11 protein-coding genes are annotated in these 13357 nt (G+C 50.6%); 8 read left to right on the forward strand and 3 right to left on the reverse strand.

The genetic code is table 11. From position 1 onward, the window contains the following. Positions 1-77 precede the first annotated feature (77 nt). Positions 78-803, forward strand: a complete 726-nt coding sequence (locus QFZ80_RS34855; RefSeq protein WP_307550724.1) for an MBL fold metallo-hydrolase — start codon at positions 78-80, stop codon at positions 801-803. A gap of 21 nt (positions 804-824) precedes the next feature. Beyond that, positions 825-1394, forward strand: coding sequence for a TetR/AcrR family transcriptional regulator (locus QFZ80_RS34860; RefSeq protein WP_307563294.1), 570 nt, complete (start codon positions 825-827; stop codon positions 1392-1394). 75 nt (positions 1395-1469) lie between these two features. On the opposite strand, the gene QFZ80_RS34865 is transcribed toward QFZ80_RS34860, so the two are convergent. After that, positions 1470-2189 (reverse strand): DNA-3-methyladenine glycosylase family protein, encoded by a 720-nt coding sequence (locus QFZ80_RS34865; RefSeq protein WP_307563296.1) that lies wholly within the window; start codon positions 2187-2189, stop codon positions 1470-1472. A 165-nt stretch (positions 2190-2354) separates the two neighbouring features. Between QFZ80_RS34865 and QFZ80_RS34870 the strand changes: the two genes are divergently transcribed. From QFZ80_RS34870 to QFZ80_RS34890, 5 genes are all read left to right on the forward strand, one after another. Continuing rightward, positions 2355-4364: a GTP-binding protein gene (locus QFZ80_RS34870; RefSeq protein WP_307563298.1), complete on the forward strand. Its 2010-nt coding sequence runs from the start codon at positions 2355-2357 to the stop codon at positions 4362-4364. 198 nt (positions 4365-4562) lie between these two features. Continuing rightward, entirely contained in the window at positions 4563-5120 is a 558-nt protein-coding gene (locus QFZ80_RS34875; protein WP_307550717.1) for a glycerol-3-phosphate responsive antiterminator, read from the forward strand. Positions 5121-5144: 24 nt separating this feature from the next. Beyond that, positions 5145-6653, forward strand: coding sequence for a glycerol kinase GlpK (gene glpK / locus QFZ80_RS34880; RefSeq protein WP_307563300.1), 1509 nt, complete (start codon positions 5145-5147; stop codon positions 6651-6653). A 133-nt stretch (positions 6654-6786) separates the two neighbouring features. Continuing rightward, positions 6787-8499: a glycerol-3-phosphate dehydrogenase/oxidase gene (locus QFZ80_RS34885; protein ID WP_373460302.1), complete on the forward strand. Its 1713-nt coding sequence runs from the start codon at positions 6787-6789 to the stop codon at positions 8497-8499. 676 nt (positions 8500-9175) lie between these two features. After that, positions 9176-9763 carry a TVP38/TMEM64 family protein gene (locus tag QFZ80_RS34890; protein WP_307550714.1) on the forward strand — a complete coding sequence of 196 codons (588 nt, stop codon included), beginning with the start codon at positions 9176-9178 and terminating at the stop codon, positions 9761-9763. 13 nt (positions 9764-9776) lie between these two features. On the opposite strand, the gene QFZ80_RS34895 is transcribed toward QFZ80_RS34890, so the two are convergent. Further along, positions 9777-10658, reverse strand: a complete 882-nt coding sequence (locus QFZ80_RS34895) for a LysR family transcriptional regulator (RefSeq protein WP_307550712.1) — start codon at positions 10656-10658, stop codon at positions 9777-9779. A gap of 109 nt (positions 10659-10767) precedes the next feature. On the opposite strand from QFZ80_RS34895, the gene aroA reads away from it, so the two are divergent. Continuing rightward, the gene (aroA, locus tag QFZ80_RS34900; protein WP_307550710.1) at positions 10768-12123 is read left to right on the forward strand and encodes a 3-phosphoshikimate 1-carboxyvinyltransferase; all 1356 of its coding nucleotides are present in this window, start codon (positions 10768-10770) and stop codon (positions 12121-12123) included. Here aroA and QFZ80_RS34905 read toward each other — a convergent pair. Continuing rightward, complete coding sequence (locus tag QFZ80_RS34905) at positions 12120-13172, reverse strand: ATP-binding protein (protein WP_373460451.1); 1053 nt, start codon at positions 13170-13172, stop codon at positions 12120-12122. The genes aroA and QFZ80_RS34905 overlap by 4 nt on opposite strands. Positions 13173-13357 lie beyond the last annotated feature (185 nt).

Below are 13357 nucleotides of genomic sequence, written 5' to 3' on the forward strand. Positions count from 1 at the left end.
TTAAGGCAATTCTCTATTTACAAAACTAATGTTATTAGTTATTATACTAATATAAATAGTAAACGGGAGGCGTTATTATGAAAATGACACGAATCGGTTCTTTGTATCAACTGGCTTTTATGCCGAGATTTTTTCCGGTGAATTGTTATTTAGTGGAGGAAGAGAATGAATTAACGCTTATTGATGCGGCGCTGCCGTTCAGTGTCAAAGGCATTCTTCAAGCAGCAGAACAGATTGGAAAGCCGATCACTCGCATCGTCCTTACACATGCACATGGAGACCATATTGGGGCACTTGACGGTTTGAAAAAGGTGCTGCCGAATGTTAAGGTCTATATCTCAAGAAGAGATGCCAAACTGCTGGCGGGCAGCAAAGAATTAGAAGCTGGCGAACCGAATTCGCCGATTAAGGGAGATGTTCCTAAGTCTGTACAGACGAAGCCGGATGTACTGCTGGAGGATGGCGACCGCGTAGGATCGCTGCAAGCTGTATCAGCTCCTGGGCATACGCCAGGGATGATGGCTTTCCTAGATGTGCGCAGTCGGGCGTTGATTGCTGGGGACGCTTTTCAAGTTCGTGGCGGTGCAGCGGTCTCGGGCGTTATGAAATTCTGGTTTCCGTTCCCAGCGATGGCGACTTGGAATAAAGAAGTGTCGTTGGAGAGTGCACGCAAGCTGAGACAGCTAGAGCCAAGCGTTCTGGCCGTCGGACACGGACGGATGATTGAGCAGCCGATCCCTACTATGGATCGTATTTTGGAAGAAGCAGCTAAAAAGTTTCATACAGATGCAGCAACAATTTAGAGACAGAGAAGAGGAACTTTCGTGGCATACCGACAGGGGTTAGACGCAGAGACTGTGCTCCAAGCAGCAATTGAAATGGCCGATTTACAAGGTGTTGAGCAGCTGACACTCGCTGCATTAGCAGCTAAATTGAACGTAAAAACACCGTCACTATACAATCATATCAAAGGCTTGCCTGACCTTAGAAAGCAGCTTTCAAGGCGAGGTCTCGTACTCATTAAAGAAGCGATGGTAGAAGCTGCTATCGGCAAATCTGAAGATGACGCGCTTCTGGCAGCAGGCTTCGCTTACGTCATATTCGCTAGGAAGCAGCCGGGGTTATACGAGGCCATCTCCTCATTGCCTGACTACGAGGATCCTGAGTTGAAGGAAGCTGGCAGCCAAGTTGTGCTCTTCCTACTGCGCATTTTAGCACCTTATGGACTAAGTGAAGAAGATGCACTGCACGTAGTACGAGGATTTCGGAGCATGGTGCATGGCTTTGCCTCACTCGAGCATAGAAATGGCTTCCGAATGGAGCTGGAAAAAGACGAGAGTCTACGGCGTTTGCTTCAAACATATTTAAGAGGATTACGAATGGCAGTGAAATGAGAATAAGCGTGAGGGGCCGGATGGCTTCTTGCGCTTTTTTAGATTATAGGTTTTGGAATAGAAGGCTTAAGTCGGTTATCCTTGCTCCAAGTTGGGTTTCGTGCAAGCCTCCACCTGTAGGCCTGAGTCCACAAAGCCCATATCAATCGCACGCCATAAATATAACGAGGCAAAGCTGCGATAAGGCGCCCAGTTTGGTGCGATTTCGCCTAAATAGTTACCGTCCTTGCGATCGGCAAGGGTATGCAGCCATTTGGCCGCACGCTGGAGGCCGGCGTCACCAATTGACATAACATCGGGTCTGCCTAATGTGAAAATGAGGAACATTTCCGCCGTCCATGCGCCGATGCCTTTGACACTTGTGAGCTGTTTGAGCAGCTCTGTGTTATCTAAATCTTGCAGATTGTCGAGTGCCACCTCGCCGGTTATCACCTTTGTGCTGAGGTCCCGGATGTAACGGATTTTGGGATAGGAGACCCCGCATTGTCTAATAGCCTCCTCTTCCACAGCGAGCACAAGCTCAGGTGTGACGTTCGGTATGATAAGCTTCACTCTGGCTTTAATCGTTGCTGCCGCTTTTGCAGAGAGTTGTTGGGAAATAATCGACATTACGAGCGACTCAAATGGCTTGTAGCTGGGCGTGAGTGTAAGGTCACCGATCAGTTCAATGAGACTAGCTAGCTTGCTGTCTGCTTGGGACAAGGCTTTTATCGCAGGATGCATTTTATTCAATAGTATGGTAGTTACCTCAGGTTGGATAGACTTGCTTGACTCCTCGAATTCCGTAGTTTCCATGGCGTGAAAACCTCCTTAGGTTCAGTATTTCCATCATAATAGCCAACAGTCTTCAGGTATAGTAAAATTTGAAAAAAGTTTATTGGTAACAGGCAAGCTTACTCAATTGTACGCACTTTTAGTATAATGAAAGTAAGATAGTGATAGAAAGGGATTCGAGCTCTGATGAGGGATGATAATCAAGCAAAATCCAGAAGAAATGTGGGCATTTTTGCGCACGTGGATGCGGGTAAGACGACAACGACAGAGCATATTCTTTATCATAGCGGGCGAATTCGTGCGCTTGGTAGTGTAGATAACGGGACTGCGCAGACCGATTCTATGGATGTGGAAAGAGAGCGGGGGATTTCGGTTCGCAGCGCGACGACCTCTTTTTCATGGAAGGATACGTTGATTAATCTTGTAGATACGCCGGGGCACGTCGATTTCTTGTCTGAGGTGGAGCGTTCACTTCGGGTGATGGACGGGGCTATTCTTATTGTTTCAGCGGTAGAAGGCGTGCAGTCACAAACGGAAATGATCTGGCATACGCTGCAATCCCTCAAGATACCAACTTTGCTGTATATGAATAAAATGGACCGTGTCGGCGCGGATCCCGAGCGCGTACTGCGCGACATTCACAAGCAGCTCACGGAGATGGTGGTGCCGATCCATGCACCGCTTGGTCGAGAGGACACGTTCCGCGGTGCGGTGAACGTGTTGGTGGATGGTGCGACGGATGCGGACGCCGCGGATGGGGTACGCGGATTCGACTTGGCATCCGCGGTGGAGAAGCTATCGGAGCTAGACGAGCGGATGCTCACGAGCTACATTGAAGGCACGCCGATCGAGGCGCGCGAGGTGAAAGCAACCCTGCAGCGGTATGCGCGGCAGGGGGAGGTTTTTCCTTTGCTGGTGGGCGCCTCCAGCAAGGGGCTCGGTATCAAGGAGCTGATGGAAGCGATCCTTGATTATTTGCCTGGGCCGAGCGGCTCTGCGGAGCAGCCGCTTTCGGCCGTGGTGTTCAAGGTCGAGCGGGACAAGACCATGGGGAGAATGGCGTACGTCCGCCTCTACGAGGGGACGATCCGCAACCGGGACACCGTCGTCAATGTCACGCAGGGCGTGGAGGAGAAGGTGACCCAGATTCGCAAAATCGACGGCCGTAAAGCTGAAGATATCGGGTTTGTTACGGCCGGCGATATTGCGGCTGTCTGCGGCCTTACGCAGGTGAGGATCGGCGATGTACTAGGCCGAGCAGATAGTGTGCCGCCTACGCCGCAGATGGCGGTTCCGCTCTTGACCGTACAGGTTCACGCCGAAAGCGAGGCGCAGTACCCGGCGCTCGTCGCAGCGCTGCAGGAGCTGACGGACGAGGATCCGCTGCTCGATCTGCAGTGGCTGCAGGAGGAACGTGAGCTGCATATGAAAGTCATGGGCGCGATTCAGCTCGAGATTCTCACGAGTCTCTTGAATTCGCGCTTTGGGCTCCAAGTAAAGTTCGACCAACCTTCCGTGATCTACAAAGAAACGCCTTCGCAAGTGGGCGAAGGCTTCATTGCCTATACGATGCCCAAGCCGTGCTGGGCGATCTTACGCTTTCGCATCGAGCCTGGGGCGCCAGGCAGCGGGCTCGTGTATGAGTCGCTGGTACGCGGCGAGCATCTGCTCGTGCAGTACCAGAACGAGGTGGAGCGCCGCGTGCCGGAGGCACTCCAGCAAGGGCTGCTCGCTTGGGAAGTCACCGACTTGAAGGTGACGCTTGTCGAGGGTGAGCATCACGTGTGGCACACTCACCCGCTCGACTTTGCTGTCGCTACGCCGATGGGCATCATGCAAGGCCTTGCGCAGACGGGCACGGCGCTGCTCGAACCGCTGCTGCAGGTTCGCATTACCGTGCCTGAAGAGTTCGGCGGCAAGGTGCTCAGCGACCTTGTGCAGATGAGAGCGGCTTTTGATCCGCCGCAAATTACAGGAGGCAGATTTGTAGTCGAGGGTCGTCTGCCTGTCGCTACGTCACTGGAATATCCAGTGAAGCTGAGTGCAATGTCAGGCGGACGAGGTGTGATAACTTCCTCTTTCTCAGGCTATCAGCCAAGTCCGCCGGACGTTCATGCGGAGCGTAAGCGGCGTGGGGTCAATCCGCTGGATCAGTCGAAGTATATTTTAGCCGTACGTAAGGCCCTGTCGACCTAAGGTAGCTGGATGATCATTGTCATTGACATGATGTACTCACCTCAGTACAATGAAGGTAAGTTAATAACATGTGACGGAGACAGGAGACTCACTTGGATTGCCCATTGAATATCATTGGCAATACTTGGTGAGTTTTTTTGCTGTCATTTCCACTTATTCTGGAGTAATGATCATTTTCAAGAAACGGGGGCGATGGTTTTGTCTTTGGAAGAGCAGCGTATTTTACCGGCCATTCGCAAAATGAGAGACCTAGAGAAGCTATTTAAATCTAACTATACGTATATTGTTCTGTTAGATTGTCATATTGGGCAGTTAAAAAGTATCGTGGATCTGGGCAAAGCAAACGGAAAGAAGCTGCTGCTGCACGCTGACTTAATAGAAGGGCTCAAAAACGACGATTATGCGGCGGAATTTCTGTGTCAGAGTATTCGTCCTGCGGGTATCATTTCGACGCGGGGAAATGTAATTATGAAGACAAAACAGAATGGCTTGATCGCCATTCAGCGGCTTTTTCTCCTAGATAGCACTGCCTTGGATAAAAGCTACACGCTTTTGGAAAGGACAAAACCTGATTTCATTGAGGTGCTTCCCGGTATAATTCCGCACATTATCACGGAAGTGAAGGAGCGTTCGGGCATTCCTATTTTTGCAGGAGGACTCATTCGTACGGTGGAGGATGTGGAGCTTGCGCTAGGAGCCGGAGCAACGGCAGTCACTACATCGAATACGGAGCTGTGGCAGCACTATCATCAATAATCCTGAACATTTGGAGGTAAGGCAATGGCAACTACGGGGACAAAACCTTCTTATATCCTTTCCCTCGATCAGGGAACAACAAGCTCTAGAGCTATTTTATTTAATGAAAAAGGGAGTATTGTGCATACAGCCCAGAAGGAGTTTAAGCAGTATTTTCCGAAGCCGGGCTGGGTAGAGCATGATGCGAACGAAATTTGGATGTCGATTCAGGGCGTCATTGCGGCGGTTTTGTCGGAGTCTGGGGTGCAGCCTGCAGAGATCGCGGGAATTGGCATCACTAACCAACGGGAAACAGCGGTTGTCTGGGATCGGCACACAGGGATGCCTGTGTATCATGCGATTGTATGGCAGTCGAGGCAGACAGCAGATATTTGTGAAGCGCTGAAAGCGCAGGGACTTAGTGACCTGTTTCGGAAGCGCACCGGGCTGCTGATTGATGCGTATTTTTCGGGGACCAAAATTAAATGGATTCTCGATCACGTTGACGGTGCCAGAGAGAAGGCGGAACGTGGGGATTTGCTTTTTGGCACGATGGATACGTGGCTGATCTGGAAACTGACAGGCGGGAAAGCGCATGTGACGGACTATTCGAACGCTTCGCGCACACTCATCTATAACATTCACGAGCTGAAGTGGGATGAAGAGCTGCTGGGGCATTTGGACATCCCAGCTTCCATGCTGCCGGAAGTTCGCTCCTCTTCTGAGGTGTATGGTTATACGCATGAAAGCTTCTTTTTCGGTTCAGCGATTCCAATTGCGGGTGCGGCAGGGGATCAGCAGGCGGCTCTGTTCGGGCAAGCTTGTTTTGAAAAAGGGATGGCCAAAAATACGTATGGCACAGGATGTTTTATGTTGATGAATACCGGCAATCATGCGATTCCATCGTGCAGCGGACTTTTGACCACCATTGCTTGGGGATTGAATGGGAAAGTGGAGTACGCGCTGGAAGGCAGTATTTTCGTGGCAGGATCGGCGATTCAGTGGCTGCGGGACGGACTGCGGATGATTAAATCGGCGAAGGATAGTGAAGAGTACGCGAAGCGTGTTGCATCAACAGATGGTGTGTATGTGGTGCCAGCGTTTGTCGGACTAGGTACGCCATATTGGGACAGCGACGTTCGGGGCGCGGTTTTCGGGCTTACTAGGGGGACGTCGAAGGAGCATTTCATTCGGGCAACGCTCGAATCACTTGCCTATCAGACCAAGGATGTGCTGCAGGCGATGGAGGATGATTCCGGCATTCAGCTTAGGAAACTGCGGGTGGATGGTGGTGCTGTGAAGAACGACTTCCTTATGCAGTTCCAAAGTGACATGCTGGGTGTCACGGTGGAACGTCCGATGATTAGTGAGACGACAGCGCTTGGCGCGGCTTTTCTGGCGGGTCTGGCTGTAGGCTTTTGGAAGGATCAAGCGGAGATTGCGGCGCAGTGGCAGGTGGATAAGGCTTTTGAACGGGAAATGGAAGCTGAGCTTCAAGAGAGTTTGTATGACGGTTGGAAAAAAGCAGTAAATGCCGCAATGGCTTTTAAATAAGCGTGTGCAATGATATACTAATAACAAGTTAATATTCGGTTGGAGACTAGGAGAAGCCACAGCGGCCTATACGTGTAAACGTGTTAGGTATGTTGTGGTTTTTTTATTTTATATCCGCGAGGGAGAGATTGAGATGACGAAGGAACTTAAGCAAACCAATGATATAGGGCAACAACAGGGGTTTAATGCGCTGAAAAGAACAGAAATGCTGCAGGCCATGTCGAAGCAAACACTTGATTTGATCGTAATTGGAGGTGGGATTACGGGAGCGGGTATTGCGCTGGATGCACAAAGCAGAGGGCTTCGCACCGCGTTGATTGATATGCAGGATTTCGCCGCGGGGACGTCGAGCCGTTCGACAAAGCTGGTTCACGGCGGGCTGCGCTATCTCAAACAGCTAGATGTGAAGGTTGTTGCTGAGGTTGGTAAAGAGCGTGCGATTGTGTATGAAAATGGGCCGCATGTGACGACGCCGGAGTGGATGCTGCTGCCTTTCTATAAAGGGGGCACGTTCGGGAAGCTGTCAACCTCGCTGGGTCTGCGGGTTTATGATTTCTTGGCGGGTGTCAAAAGATCGGAGCGCCGCAAGATGTTTCGCCCAGAGGAAACCCTAGCTCATGAGCCTCTTTTGAAGAAGAAGGATCTCAAAGGCGGCGGCTACTATGTGGAATACCGCACAGATGATGCGCGTTTAACGATTGAAGTCATGAAAAAGGCTGTTGAGCTGGGGGCTCTGGCGGTGAATTACGCTAAGGTTGAAGAGCTGCTGGTGGAGAATGGCAAGCTGGTTGGTGTGCTTGTGGTAGATCAGATTGGCGGCAGTGGGGTATCTTACTCGCTTTACGCAAGTAAGGTTGTTAATGCGGCCGGGCCGTGGGTCGATACGCTGCGCGAGATGGACCGCTCAAAGCATGGTAAGACGCTGCATCTGACCAAAGGGGTGCATCTGGTATTCGATCAGAGCAAGTTCCCGCTGCGGCAGGCGATTTATTTTGATACGCCGGACGGGCGGATGGTGTTTGCCATTCCGCGGGACGGCAAAACCTACATCGGGACGACCGACACGAATTACAAAGGGGATATCTCGAATCCCCGTATTACCGAAGCGGATCGCACCTATGTGCTGCGTGCCGCGAACGAGATGTTTCCGTCCCTCGGGTTGACGGAAGCGGACGTAGAATCGAGCTGGACCGGGCTGCGCCCTCTGATTCATCAAGAGGGCAAGGATCCTTCTGAGATTTCGCGACGCGATGAAATCTTCGTGTCGGACTCCGGCCTTATCTCGATGGCCGGGGGCAAGCTGACCGGCTACCGCAAAATGGCGGAGTCGGTCGTGGACAAGATCGCCGCCATGCTGCTGGCGGAGGGCAAGGTCTCGGCGGCGCTGCCGGCGAGCCGTACCCGGACGCTGCCGATCTCCGGCGGCGATGTGGGCGGCTCCGCGAAGCTGGCGCCGTTCTTGCGAGGCAAGGTCAGCCAAGGCCTGCGGCTGGGGCTGACTGAGGCAGAGGCTGCGCTGCTCGCGCACAGGTACGGCTCCAACGTGGATGCCGTATTCGAGCTGCTGGAGCAGCACCGGGCTGAGGCGGCGCAGCGGGGCATGCCCGCCGCTGTACTCGCTGCGCTCGTGTACGCGATCGAACGCGAGATGGTCGTGAAGCCGGCGGATTTCTTCATCCGCCGCACGGGTGCCCTCTTCTTCGACATTGCGTGGGCAAAGCAGTGGAAGGCGCCTGCGATCGCCTTCATGACGGAGCGTTTCGGCTGGGACGAAGCGCAGTTGGAGGCTTACACCGCTGAGCTGGAGCAGCTGCTCCATGAAGCGGTGAACCCGCTGGAGGCGTAAGCTCCAGCGGCGCCAGCTGTTCTAGCTGTTTCAGTTGTTTAGCATTTCCACCATTTGCTCCACTGCTACTTTTTTCCGCCAGTAACTCATTGTTAGCTCCACGAGTCGGTCAAAGCCCACTAATGGGCAAGTAATGCTGCATTTTGTATAACAATTTGGAGCAATACTGGCTCTGAGGAATTAGGTGCATCGTTGCAAAAAATACAACAATTTGGCCACTTCCCGGCAGACGTCTGAGAAGAACCTTTCAGTTGCTGAGAGCAGACAAGTTAGTGGTTTTGCAGCCTGAGAAGGCAGAAAAGGCTGTCTCGGAGGCTCGAATGGAGCGAAAGTGGCGCGAGACGTCTGAAAAAGACTTCTCATCTGCTGAGAGCAGACAAGTTAGTGGTTTTGCACAATTTTGTGGCTAATGTAGAGCATCCGCAGGCGAAATCCTTCATGTGTCAATTTCGTATTTTTAACTTAAAAATAAGCAACCAGAACCTCCATGTGCTATTATGCCTAAGAGGTTCTTTTTTTCAGTTGAATCGAATTTATAAGTTAGCAACTTCGCTGCTTCGCATCAGCTTTGACAAGCGAACTCATCCTTATGGACAGCGTAAGCCTTTATCCTTCTTTAATTCGAACGTTTATCCTTGTCTTCAACTAATTGTTAAGCGAGTAGGTGTACATACATATGGGTATAACAGAACTCTTGTCCTACCTCACGGAAGAAAATTTGGCGATGATCCTGGACAAGTATCGATCACTCGGCCCCTTGCCCGGCCTTCTTTTACCTTTCATGAAATCATTCGTTCCGCCGCTTCCTACACTTGTCATTATTAGTGTAAATGCAGCTGTATATGGGCTATGGCTTGGTTTTCTTTACTCTTGGATAGGTATTGTGTGCGGGTGCTTGGTGACTTTTGCTATCGTCAAAAAAGTAGCCGGCCATCCTTATCTAGAGCGTTGGGCACAAAAGCCCAAAGTCCAAAAAAGTCTCCTCTGGGCGCGCCGTCAGGCCTTCAACTATGTGTTTATACTCAGTCTTTTTCCGGTAGGACCTTTCGTTGTGATAAATATGGCAGCTGGGCTGGTAGGCATGAAGTTTCGTTCTTTTTTGGTTGCGGTTGCGGCGGGAAAAGCGGTCATGGTGCTGTCGGTTAGCTTCATCGGACACGATCCTAAGCGATTCATTGAGAATCCATATGAGTTGATCTATGTGGCTTTATTTATTGTGATCTCACTCGTGATTAGCAAAAAAATCGAGAAGCGTTTTATGTAATTTTTTTATGTAATTAAGACGAAAGCATCTCAAGAAATTTAGCTGCCGCAACAGACGACGTCATATCTCGACGGGTCGTGATTCCGATGCTGCGGGCAGGGATGGCTTTTGTAGTTTTTAGCTCATGCAGATTACCTTCAGCCAATTCTTTTACGACGTAAGACCGAGGGACGAAAGCAACACCAAAGCCTAGCTTGGCGAATTCGATAAGCAGATCAATGCTGCCGAGCTCGATGTCGGCTTCGATCGTGACATCTTGGGATGCAAACCATTGCTCAATGAAGCGCCTAGTGCTGCTTCCGGGAGATAGGAGCAGTAAGGGGAATTGGCTGATATCCTGCGCGGAAAGTGAGTGGTCATCTTGATCACGATAGGCTTCACCGCCCACAAAGCAGTCTTGGAGGGTCATGATCGCTTGGACATCGAGATGAGGATCATCGGCAATTGGCAAATGAATAAGTCCGAAATCGATGCTGCCCTCTTTGACTCGAGCTGTAATCTCGGATGTTTTGCCGTGAGAAAGGCGGATGCGGACATCGGGATATTGTTTATGAAAGGTATCCAAATAAGGGAACAAGAAGTGCTTGAATAACGAATCACTCGCTCCGACACGAAGTTCGCCTCCTGTGAGGTGCTTGAGTGCGGACATTTTTTTCTCTCCAGCCTCCAAAAGCGCAAAAGATTGCTCCACATAAAGCAGTAATTGCTTCCCCTCAGTTGTTAGCTCCACACCCTTGGATTGCCGATGAAAAAGCTTCATGGATAAAGCCTGTTCCATTTGTTTAATCGCATAGCTGACGGATGGTTGGGTAATGTAAAGCTCCCCAGCTGCTTTGGTTAAATTGCCTGCTTTGGCGGCATGTAGGAAAATTCGGTACCATTCTAAATGGATCATGATATAGAGCTCCTTTATGGGAAGGTGCTTATTTGGTGATTTCATCTATGCCTCTGCCTCCCATTATAATTGGCTTAAAGGATACGCACAATTGGAGAGGGTGGATGAGATGCAAAATTCAACGAAACACGAGCCAGATCGGAGGGCTAGATCTCCATGGTCGCAGCATCTGGAAGGACAGGAGGTACGGTTGTCTCCGCTTCATGGAGCGGTAGATGCGACTATCAAGATACCGGGCAGCAAAAGTTTCACGAACCGCGCACTTCTTATTGCGGCTCTAGCGAAGGGGACTACTAAACTGCAGGGTATTTTACAAAGCGATGATTCCTATTGGTGTATGAACGCGCTCAGAGAGCTGGGAACTGAAATTGAGATGGATGGGGATACAGTTACGATCAAGGGAAATGAAGGACATTGGTCTGTCTCGAAAGCGGATTTGTATGTGGGAGCTGCGGGTACGGTTGCACGCTTTTTACCTGGGGCGCTTGCAGTTGGTCGTGGGGAGTGGACACTTGATGGCAGTAAGCGTATGACCGAAAGGCCTCTTGCGCCTTTATTGGATGCGTTATCCAGTTTGGGAGCGGATATCCGATATAAGGGCAATCCTGGATGTGTACCGCTGACACTTCATGCGGACGGCCTTAACGGAGGAGAAGTAACGGTTTCCGGAGCGGTTTCCAGTCAGTTTATTAGTGGCTTGCTGCTCGCAGCTCCTTATGCCAAAGAAACTCTAACCATTCAGATCGCTGATCAAATTGTGCAGCGGGACTACGTCGAGATGACATTGGATATGATGTGGGCGTTCGGTGTGAGGCCAGAGGTTCATGAGGATGGGCAAGCGATTACGATTCAGCCGAGTGTTTATGAAGCACGTACATTCATGCTGGAGCCCGATGTATCAACTTGCGGTTACTTCTGGGCTCTCGCTGCCCTGACGAATGGACGTGTACGTATTGAGGGAATTTCCGCGCAGACACGACAACCGGATATAGAGCTATTGTCTGTATTGGAGAAAATGGGCTGTTCGGTGACACATGGTGAACATTACATTGAAGTTCGGGGTACAAACCGTCTTAAAGGCGGTTTCACGGTAAGTATGCAGCGTTGGTCGGATCAGACGCTTACACTAGCTGCACTGGCCCCATTCGCGGATGGTCCTATTACACTGACGGATGCTGCGCATATCAGACATCACGAGTGCGACCGCATTGCGGCGATGTGTGAGGAACTTGGCAAACTTGGCATTCAGGTGGAGGAACATGCAGATGGGTTAACGGTGTACCCAGGGGAGCCGCAACCCGCGCTGCTCGACCCCCACGACGACCATCGGATGGCGATGGCGCTTTCGCTGATCGGCGCAAGGGTAGATGGCGTCAGGATTGCGGATCCGGGCTGTGTTTCGAAGACATGCCCAGACTTTTTTGATCGTTGGCGAGAGCTGGGTGTCGGGGTGGAGGTTATTTAAGCAAGATCACTATACACATGAATATTTAGCTTTGGATACAAAACGGCAAGATCTTCGGCTTGTTTCTCAAGCATGCTTAGCTCAAATGATTTACTAAAAATATCGCGATCTGGCAGGAAGGTAACACTCGTTCCGGTTTCCTTGGTCAAGCCTACGGTTTGGAGCTCGCTTTGCGGAATCCCATGCTTATAGTGCTGTTGGAACACTCGGCTGTCGCGTCTGATCTCAACGGAAAGCTTGAGTGATAGCGCGTTGACGACGGGCATGCTGATGCCCTTTTCACTGCCGGGTGCAAAAAATGTAGCACTTGTGCTTAGTCGGCTCATGTCTGTAAGAACAGTCTGAACACGTGGGTGTTCACTACCAGGAAGCGCTTGAACGGGGATACCACGTCCATTGTCTGCAACTGTGATGCTGCTATCCGCATGTAAAAAGAGGCTAACCTCGCTGCAGGTGCCATGCAGATGCTCCAGAATGCAGTTCTCAACAACAGCCCATAGCAGTAAGTGAGGATCATATACTTCTTGTGCTCCGCCCAAATAAGCATGCGCATTCGTCCTTGCCTCAGTCATCGCTAAATAGTCACTAGTATCCATGAGGTCAGAAGCCGCCGCCAGCAGTAATAAAAGTGGAAGCGCACGGGGGCCTGGAATGGTATACTTGCCGCCTCTCTCTTCTTGAACGAGAAGGTCCGCACCTACTAATGCCTTGATGTGATGGTAGAGTTGTCCCGTTGTCCCCATGTTCAGTCGTTCTACCAGATCCGGTCCGGTAAGAGGTTCTTGCAAGACGGATCTTAAAATATCAAGTCGCTGCTTATGAGCAAGAGCGCCCAAAATTTTGGCTGCTTTATCGCCGTCCAGTTGGATTAACTGACGGACATGCTTTTCTTGGGGCTCCCACCGGAAGCTAGCCTGATCTCCCCGATATTGTCCGGAGTAAAATACACTCCCAAGCTCAGCTGCTGAACTTTTGTTCTCAGTAAACACTTTGTTATTCTCATCTTGGTTAGGAATCAATTGCCTGACAAGCTGCTGAAGATCATTCATCTGTGCCTGCAACGCATCTAGCTCGGTACCATAATCCCGTATTGTGGTCAAAAGGATCACCTCATCTAAATTATTTATTTACGTAATTACGTAATTAAATAATAACATAAATTGCGAATGTCGTATAGTTTTAAATTCCAAATTAAGGGATAAATAATGGATAGATCCAACGCTTTCTCATCTAA

This window comes from Paenibacillus sp. V4I7 (assembly GCF_030817275.1).
Classification (GTDB): domain Bacteria; phylum Bacillota; class Bacilli; order Paenibacillales; family NBRC-103111; genus Paenibacillus_E.

What these genes read in the sequence shown, in the direction of transcription:
- QFZ80_RS34855 (WP_307550724.1), top strand. Translation starts at nt 78, where the DNA reads ATGAAAATGACACGAATCGGTTCTTTGTATCAACTGGCTTTTATGCCG.
- QFZ80_RS34865 (WP_307563296.1), bottom strand. Translation starts at nt 2,189, where the DNA reads ATGGAAACTACGGAATTCGAGGAGTCAAGCAAGTCTATCCAACCTGAG.
- QFZ80_RS34870 (WP_307563298.1), top strand. Translation starts at nt 2,355, where the DNA reads ATGAGGGATGATAATCAAGCAAAATCCAGAAGAAATGTGGGCATTTTT.
- glpK (WP_307563300.1), top strand. Translation starts at nt 5,145, where the DNA reads ATGGCAACTACGGGGACAAAACCTTCTTATATCCTTTCCCTCGATCAG.
- QFZ80_RS34885 (WP_373460302.1), top strand. Translation starts at nt 6,787, where the DNA reads ATGACGAAGGAACTTAAGCAAACCAATGATATAGGGCAACAACAGGGG.
- QFZ80_RS34890 (WP_307550714.1), top strand. Translation starts at nt 9,176, where the DNA reads ATGGGTATAACAGAACTCTTGTCCTACCTCACGGAAGAAAATTTGGCG.
- QFZ80_RS34895 (WP_307550712.1), bottom strand. Translation starts at nt 10,658, where the DNA reads ATGATCCATTTAGAATGGTACCGAATTTTCCTACATGCCGCCAAAGCA.
- aroA (WP_307550710.1), top strand. Translation starts at nt 10,768, where the DNA reads ATGCAAAATTCAACGAAACACGAGCCAGATCGGAGGGCTAGATCTCCA.
- QFZ80_RS34905 (WP_373460451.1), bottom strand. Translation starts at nt 13,172, where the DNA reads ATGAATGATCTTCAGCAGCTTGTCAGGCAATTGATTCCTAACCAAGAT.